This window comes from Hoeflea sp. (assembly GCF_984452065.1).
Map to the genome: position 1 here is coordinate 1 of NZ_CFHWAF010000173.1, position 8,209 is coordinate 8,209.

7 protein-coding genes and 1 pseudogene are annotated in these 8,209 nt (G+C 62.6%); 4 read left to right on the forward strand and 4 right to left on the reverse strand.

From position 1 onward, the window contains the following. From AC5E6N_RS21815 to AC5E6N_RS21825, 3 genes and pseudogenes are all read left to right on the forward strand, one after another. Nucleotides 1-535 (forward strand): annotated as a pseudogene (locus tag AC5E6N_RS21815) (pseudouridine synthase); the annotation flags it as partial. Further along, a complete protein-coding gene (rsmD, locus tag AC5E6N_RS21820; protein ID WP_491749785.1) occupies nt 516-1,076 on the forward strand; it encodes a 16S rRNA (guanine(966)-N(2))-methyltransferase RsmD in 561 nt (186 codons plus the stop codon). The pseudogene AC5E6N_RS21815 and the gene rsmD, both read left to right, overlap by 20 nt. Before the next feature lie 115 nt (nt 1,077-1,191). Further along, nucleotides 1,192-2,091 carry a patatin-like phospholipase family protein gene (locus tag AC5E6N_RS21825; protein WP_491749786.1) on the forward strand — a complete coding sequence of 300 codons (900 nt, stop codon included), beginning with the start codon at nt 1,192-1,194 and terminating at the stop codon, nt 2,089-2,091. A 59-nt stretch (nt 2,092-2,150) separates the two neighbouring features. Here the strand turns inward: AC5E6N_RS21825 and AC5E6N_RS21830 are convergent, their stop codons facing one another. The 4 genes from AC5E6N_RS21830 to AC5E6N_RS21845 form a co-directional block, all read right to left on the reverse strand. Further along, entirely contained in the window at nt 2,151-2,360 is a 210-nt protein-coding gene (locus tag AC5E6N_RS21830) for a cold-shock protein (RefSeq protein ID WP_491691410.1), read from the reverse strand. 60 nt (nt 2,361-2,420) lie between these two features. After that, a complete protein-coding gene (locus AC5E6N_RS21835) occupies nt 2,421-3,779 on the reverse strand; it encodes a DEAD/DEAH box helicase (RefSeq protein ID WP_491749787.1) in 1,359 nt (452 codons plus the stop codon). A 272-nt stretch (nt 3,780-4,051) separates the two neighbouring features. Next, the gene (locus AC5E6N_RS21840; protein WP_491749788.1) at nt 4,052-5,464 is read right to left on the reverse strand and encodes an MATE family efflux transporter; all 1,413 of its coding nucleotides are present in this window, start codon (nt 5,462-5,464) and stop codon (nt 4,052-4,054) included. 105 nt (nt 5,465-5,569) lie between these two features. Then, nucleotides 5,570-7,384, reverse strand: coding sequence for a monovalent cation:proton antiporter-2 (CPA2) family protein (locus AC5E6N_RS21845; RefSeq protein ID WP_491749789.1), 1,815 nt, complete (start codon nt 7,382-7,384; stop codon nt 5,570-5,572). Between the two features lie 106 nt (nt 7,385-7,490). On the opposite strand from AC5E6N_RS21845, the gene AC5E6N_RS21850 reads away from it, so the two are divergent. Continuing rightward, the coding region (locus AC5E6N_RS21850) for a TldD/PmbA family protein (protein WP_491749790.1) at nt 7,491-8,209 on the forward strand (719 nt) is incomplete at its 3' end.

The window sequence follows — 8,209 nt, forward strand, 5'->3', positions numbered from 1 at the left end:
CTCCTATGGCCCCTTCCAACTGGCGAGCCTGAACGAAGGCGCCGTTCAGGAAATCAAGAGCCGCACATTGCGCGATCAACTCGGACCGCGGCTCATCGAGCGTGCCGGCGCCAATTTTGAAGCGCCGCTCTATAATGATGCGCCGCCTGCCGGCGGCAAGAAGAAGCCGGCCGCATCGAAGCCCGAAAAAATGTCCAAGCCGGAGCCGCAGCAGGCGCGCAAGCGCGACCGGACGGACAAGCGCGACCGGGCGCTCGAGCGCCTCGATACGCAAAAACCCGGTGGCGACAAACCCCGCACCAAAGGCCCGGAGCGCCGCAGCAGGGCCGCGAATGTCTGGATGGCGCCGGGTGCCCGCCCGGTTGCCGCAAAGAGCGACAAGTCCGAAGCCGGCGGCAAGCCGAAAAAGGCAAGCGCCCGCGCCGCCGATCAGAAAAAGGCAAGCGCCCGCGTTGCCGATCAGAAGAAGCCGCGCGGCAAGCCGCAGCGCAAGCAACAGCCGGGCAGGGCGGGCCATGCGGATCGTCGGCGGTAGGTTCAGGGGCCGCGCGCTGTCCGCACCGCGCTCTCAGTCGATAAGACCCACCACCGACCGCGCCCGCGAATCCCTGTTCAACATCCTTGCTCATGGCTATGACGATGCCGTGAGGGGGCGGCGTGTTCTCGATCTTTTTGCCGGAACCGGGGCGCTCGGCCTTGAAGCGCTTTCGCGCGGCAGCGCGTTTGCCCTTTTTGTCGAACAGTCGAGCGAAGGCTGCGGCTTGTTGCGTGCCAACACCCAAGCCCTCTCGCTTGAGGGCTGTACGAAGATAGTCCGCTGTGATGCGACAAAGCTCGGAGCGCTCGCAGGCATGGAGCCCTTCGATTTGGTGTGCGCGGACCCGCCCTACGGCCGGGCGCTGGGTGAGCGGGCGCTTGCCGGCGCGGCATCGGGCGGCTGGATCGCGCCTGGGGCACTTGTCGTGCTCGAGGAAAGCGCGGCGGCGGAGCCTGCGCCCGGCGGCGCGTTCGATTGTCTCGAAACACGCGCCTTCGGCGACACGCGGATGCGGTTCTATCGCCACCAGCCGCTGTAAATTCCCTTTAACCGCTCTTTCAGACGGGCCTTGAAGTTCTGGGCAACTCACGTCACATTGAGGCGAGCGCGACGCGAAATGACATGGTCTTCTCTCGACGCAGGCAGGATTTGTGATGCGCAACGACATGCTGTTGGACAGCGACGATCGCATCGCCCGCACACCATCGGGCGACCCCACGGTAGCGGTGGCGTTCGGCGGCGGCGGCGCACGCGGTTACGCCCATATTCACATCATCGAGGTGCTGGACGAACTCGGCATCAGGCCGGTCGCGATCGCTGGCGCGTCGATCGGCGCGATCATGGGATCGGCCATGGCGGCCGGAATGAGCGGGCGCGAGATCCGCGAGCACGCCCTGCGCACCATGGGACGGCGCGGCGAGGCGGTCAGCCGGATCTGGAAGGCGCGTCCCTACAGTGTGGGTGATGTCATATCCGGCGGCCTGAGGCTCGGCCAGTTCAATATTGAGCGCATTCTGACGGCGTTTCTTCCCGAGAGTTTCCCGGCGACATTCGAAGCGCTGGACATTCCGACAAAGATCATCGTCACGGATTTCTACGCCCAGGAGGAAGCGGTTCGCGAAAGCGGCGATCTTGTCAACGCCGTCTCCGCCTCGGCGGCCATACCGGCGCTGTTCCGGCCGGTCCTGTGCGATGGCCGCTACATGATCGATGGCGGTATCTTCAACCCGGTCCCCTTCGACCATCTGACGGGCCTTGCCGACATCGTCATCGGCATCGATGTCGTCGGCGGACCGAGCGGCGATGACGGCGACCGGCCGACGACCATGGACCTCATGTTCGGCGCCAGCCAGCTGATGATGCAGTCGATCATCAATATGAAACTGAAATCAGGACGGCCCGACATCTTCCTGCGTCCCGATGTCAACCGCTTTCGCGTCCTCGACTTTTTCAAGGCCGACGAGGTTCTCGCGGCCTCTTCCGGGGTTCGCGAAGAGCTCAAACACGCGATCGACGCGGTCTTCACCTATCATGTGAAGGGCGGCGGCGTGTGAACGTCCGCCGGGCGGCCGCCGGAAGGGAGGCCGCCCGCCGAAACTGTTTCGGCGCAGTCCTATTTGATCTGCAGATTGACGGCGGAGGATTTGCCGCGCGCTTCGTCGACCTGGATTTCATAGCTGACCTTGTCGCCTTCATTGAGGCTGCTCAGCCCGGAACGCTCGACCGCGCTGATGTGAACAAACACATCGTTGCCGCCCTCGTCCGGTGCAATGAAACCATAACCTTTGGTTCCGTTGAACCATTTTACCGTGCCGGTTGACATCGTGATATCTCCTTTTCACCGATTTCCGTTTAGCATGATCTGTTACGCGCCGGGCCGAAATTAGGCGGCCCGCGCTGACGAACCCGATTTACGTGGTCGCCGTCTCGAATTTTGCCCGGAGCCGTTCGCACCGGTCTTGCCCTGCTGACCCGGCTTCGATTTTCCGTATCTCCAACGCATCTTTTTTCCCGGCTTGCGGCGTTTGCCGGCCTTGGTTCCTTTTGCGCCCTGCTTCGTCTGCTGGTTCGGCCGGTTTTGGCGCGCCGCCGCCTCGTCGGCAGAACCATTGTCATTTTCCGCCCCGTCACCCTGCTCGATGCGGTTTCCGATCAATCGTTCGATATCCCGCAACAGGCTGCGCTCGCCGGGATCGCAAAGGGTTATCGCAACGCCCGCGCGCCCGGCGCGTGCGGTACGGCCAATACGATGCACATAGGCTTCCGGCACGTTCGGCAGGTCGAAATTGACCACATGCGTTATATCATCGATGTCGATACCGCGCGCCGCGATGTCCGTCGCCACCATAATCGCCGCCTTGCCGGAGCGAAAGGCGGTGAGCGCCCGCTTGCGCTGTCCCTGGCTCTTGTCGCCGTGGATGACGACGCTCGACAGGTTCGATTTCTCCAGATGTTGATGGACCCTGTCGGCACCGCGCTTGGTCCGCGTGAAAACAATGGTCCGCGCCACGCCGTTGGCGGACAGGATCTGGGTCAGCACCGTTCGTTTCGAGGCCTTGGGCACATGGCGCACGCTCTGCTCGATACGTTCGATCGGCCGGGACACGGCCGCCACCGCGATCTCGGTCGGCCGTGTCAGAAAATCTTCCGCGAGGCGGCGAACCGGCGGCGGCATGGTCGCCGACATCAGCACCGTCTGGCGTCCCGACGGAAGCTCGGAAAAAATCCTGCGGATGGCCGGGATGAAACCCAGATCCAGCATCTGATCGGCTTCGTCGACGACCACCGACGATGTCCGCTCGAGGCGGATGATTCCCGCTTTCATGTGGTCCAGAAGCCGGCCGGGCGTCGCGACAACGATCTGCGCGCCGGCGTTCAGGGCCCGGATTTGCGGAGCAGGCTTGACACCGCCGACCACGACCGCAACGGACACCTTCATATAGCGGGAATAGGTGCGGATATTCGCCGCGATCTGGGCGGCAAGTTCCCGAGTCGGCGTCAGAATGAGGCAATCGCAGGTCTTTTTCGGGCATCTGCCGCGTTCGCCTGCCAGCCGGTTAAGCAACGGCAGCACGAAAGACGCGGTTTTGCCGGTTCCGGTCTGCGCGATACCTATGACGTCGTCACCGTTCAGCAGGCCGGGAATGGCCTCTGCCTGAATCGGAGTAGGTGTGTCATAACCTTCCGACGCGACGGCCCGAAGGAGTGGCTCGGCGAGGCCGAGGTCTTTAAACTGTTTCAAGTGGTTCTTTCTTCAACCATCACCTAATGTCAGCGTATTCGCTGCGGCGACAGTACCTTCTATCCTGGAAGCTTGCGTAGATCAGCTGCCGTTTATCTTTAGTGCCCTCAGGCTATTCCGGGCAGCGACCGATACGATCAGTGTCAAGAATATTGCGCCGCTGAAATCATCATCCACACGCGGCCAGTTGGCACTCTATGAGCATTTTCCTCCACCGAAGGCAAGACAATTGTGACCTCAGGGTTACCCATATGTGCATTTCAGCGGCCGCCTCACGTCGCGCCCTTGCCGGTCGTGAATGGCGAATTGGCCGCGGGCGGGACCTGGACGCCGACATCGGAGGGCGGCTCGGACGGCTGCCGTTCCGCGATCCGCCCGATGATGCGCAGGCACACGATCGCCGATGCGATGCCGAAGAAGACGCCGCCCAGACCGTACCCCGCCAGAGCACCGGTTGCGCCGTAGTGATGCGACCCCAACCATACGAACGGAATGATGCCGAGCGTCGAGCGTCCCCAGTTGAAGACGGTTGAGACGATCGGGTAGCCGAGATTGTTGAAGGCCGCATTCGCCACAAACAGCATGCCTGCAAAAAGGAAGGTCAGGCTGATGAACTCGCAGAAGAAAATAACCAGCGCGCGCGCCTCGCCCTCGACACCGAACAGCGCGGCGATGAAGTCGCTGGCAACGAACAGCAGGGTCCAGACGCAGATTGAATAGACGATGATGACGATAAAGGCATCGCGCATGGTGCTGTAAAGGCGGTCGAAACGCAGCGCGCCGTAATTTTGTCCCAATATGGGACCGACGGCGCCGGAGAGCGCGAAAAGCGCACCGAAGGCGACCGGTATAAGACGACCGACAACCGCCCATCCGGCGACGGCGTCGTCACCGTAACCGGCAATGACGATTGTCATATAGGCATTGCCCACCGGCGTCGCCAATTGCGTCAGAATTGCCGGCATCGCGATGTAAAGATAGGGCCTGATCGTGCTGCGTAGCAGATCAAGTGAAGGCAGCGTCAGCATGTCATGGACCTTCTTCAGCGCGTGAAACCCGACGATAATCAGTGTGAAACGGGCGAGGACCGTGGAGATGGCGGCGCCGTGAATGCCGAGATCCAGCGCGAATATGAAGATCGGATCGAGGACCGCCGTGGCCGCCGCCGCGACGAGGGTGACATACATGGCCCGCTTGGCATCGCCGACGGCGCGCAGCAGGCCGGCCATGGACATGCCGATGCCGATCAGCGGAAGCGACGGAAAGACGATCTGCATGAACTCGACGGTCAGGCGGGCCGTATCTCCGCGCGCGCCCATGAAATGCACCAGACGGTCGAGGAAGGGAAAGCAGACGGCCGCCGTCGAGCCCATGATCAGCGTGGTGTAGATGATGGAGGCGGCGGCAAGCTGCCTTGCCCGCTCGCGCTTTCCCGCGCCGATCGCACGGGATGTTATGGCCGTGGCGGAAATCGAAAGGCCGATGCTGATCGAAATGGAAAAGAACAGCAGCGTGCCGGCGTAACCGATGGCCGCCGCCAGCTCCTGTTGGCCGAGCAGCGATATGTAGAAGAGGTTCAGCGCATCGACCGCAAAGACGGCAACCAGTCCGATGGACCCGGTCGCGGCCATGACGATCACGTGGCGCATGGTCGAGCCGGTAACGAATTTCGCCGGTTCGCTCATGCGGTTTGTCTCCCTCAAGAAGACCGTTCGGTCCTCGGGCCCGGACGGATCGAATGTTTGCGGCGCCGTTGCTGGCGACGGGCGCCGGCCGGCAGGGGCCGCTGGTTACGAGTCGATGGAACTCGGCTCTTCAAGGTCGAGGCGCTCGGCCTCCTTCTTGGGCTTGATGAGCGGCTCCGGTGTCACCGGCCTCGTATGCAGCATGTCGCCTCCGGCGGCCATGCCCTCGACGGACTGGATCCGCAGCCTCTCCTCGTCCCGCCGGCGGGTCTCGCTGATGATCTCCTCCACCCGTTCATCGTCGAGATCAAGCGCCTTGAGCGTCTCGCGGCTGAATATGAAGCTCGATTCCAGCGTCTCGCGCAGTTCGTACTCCACCTCGCGTTCGCGCAGCGAAAGCGTGTGCGCGCGGTCATAGGCCCGTGCAAAAATACGGGCGCCCGGGAACTCCGCCTGGATCAGGTCGACGATCTTGTCGGTCGTCGCCTTCTCGTGGGTGCAGATCGCGACCAGCTTGGCGCGTTTTATGCCGGCGGCTTCGAGGACGGCCTTGCGCGTGCCGTCGCCGAAATAGATCTTGAAGCCGAATTTCGTCGCACTGCGGATCCTGTCGGCCGAATGGTCGATGATCGTCACATCGGAGCCGCCGGCAAGCAGGGTCTGCGAGACAATCTGGCCGAAGCGGGAGAACCCGATCATCAGGACGTCCGATCCGGCACCCTCGAAATTCTCCTCCAGTTCCTCCCGGCTGCTTCCATGCAGCAGCCGGTTGGCGATCGATGAGGCAAAGGGCGTCAACACCATCGTGACCGTGACGATGGCGATCAGGATGGAGGCTACGGAGGCGGAGAAAATCCCGACGCTTGCCGCGGCGGTGAAGATCACGAAGCCGAATTCCCCGCTTTGCGGCAGCAGGCCCGCGATCCGGCACGCCTCATTGTGCCCGGACCCGAACAGGCGGCAAAGCGCATAGATGATGATGCCCTTGATCAGCATCAGGATCGGTACCGCAACGAGGATGATGACCCAGTTATCGGCGATCACATTCAGTTCGAGCGACAGGCCCACGGCCATGAAGAAGAGCGCCAGCAGGATCCCGCGGAACGGTTCTATATCCGCCTCCAGCTCATGCCGGTAGGACGATTCGGCCAGCAGCACCCCGGCAAGGAATGAGCCCATGGCCATCGACATGCCGGCATATTGCATCAGCATCGCCGAGCCGATCACCACCAGCAGGGCCGCGGCAATCATGGCTTCGCGCGCACCGGTGCTGGCGATAAGCTGGAACAGCGGATTGAGCAGATAGCGCCCGGCAACCACCAGGAAGGCCATCGCGGCGAGCGCAATGGCGAAATCCTGCAGGGCATTGGGCGGTGCTTCCGCATGTTGCGTGGCAAACAGCGGCACCAGCGCCAGGATCGGCACGATGGCAAGGTCCTGAAACAACAGGATCGAAAACGCCCGCTGCCCGTAGGAGGTGCCGCGTTCGCCGCGCTCCTCGAGTATCTGCAGCCCGAAAGCGGTTGACGAGAGCGCCAGGCCAAGACCGATGATGATGGCCGCGGTAAGCGGGTGTGTCGCCCAGACCACCACAGAGACGATACCCGTCAGGACAAGTCCGGTGATCACGACCTGTGACAGGCCGAGCCCGAATATCTCCTTGCGCATCGACCAGAGGCGGGAGGGTTTGAGTTCCAGGCCGATCAGAAACAAAAGCAGGACGACGCCGAGTTCGGCAAACTGAAGGATATGCTCGCCGCCGCTGACGATCCGCGAGACCGGGCCGATGATGACGCCGGCTGCGAGATACCCCAGGACCGTACCCAGCCCGATCTTCTTGGCGAGTGGTGCCGCGACCACGGCGCCTCCAAGAAGAACAAGCGCGTGACTGTAATAGGAGATGCCTTCAACGGCTGCCATGTATTAAATCTCTTGAGAACTTCATGGGACGGCGCGACATTCCGCTTTTAGCCTTGATGACATGCGGACGCCACAATAAATGGAGCGACATAGAAAGGCCAATTACATGTTTCAGGCGGACAAGACTCAGGAACTTGTTGACAAGGCGGCGCAACTGGTCGGGCAGGCCATGCAATCGGGCGCCGATCGCGGCGACGCGGTCGTGGTGCGCGGGCGCTCCACGTCGGTCAGCGTGCGTCTCGGCAAGGTGGAAGGCACCGAGGCATCGGAGAGCGACAGCCTTTCCTTGCGCGTTTTTGTCGGCAATCGCGTTGCCAGCGTGTCGGCGAATGCCGGATTCGATGCCGCTGAACTGGCTGACCGTGCCGTTGCCATGGCCCGCGTGTCGCCGGAAGACCCCTTCGCCACGCTTGCGGACCCGGAAGACCTGGCAAAGACCTATGACGATCTCGACCTGTTCGACGCGACCGAGGTCGGCAGTGCGGAACTGACCGAAGCGGCCCTGGCAACGGAAGATGCGGCGCTTGCCGTCGATGGCGTCACCAATTCCAGCGGCGCCGGCGCGTCGGCGGGTATGGGCGGCCTGGTGCTCGTGACGTCGGAAGGGTTTTCCGGATCCTATATGGGAAGCCGGTTTGGACGCTCCGTCAGCGTCATTGCCGGAGAGGGCACCGGCATGGAGCGCGACTACGAATTCGATTCGCGCCTCTATTATGCCGATCTCGACGATGCCGAGACGATCGGGCGCGCCGCCGGCGAGCGGGCGGTGCGGCGTCTCAACCCGAGAAAGGCCGAGACCGGAGCGGGGGTGACCGTGGTGCTGGA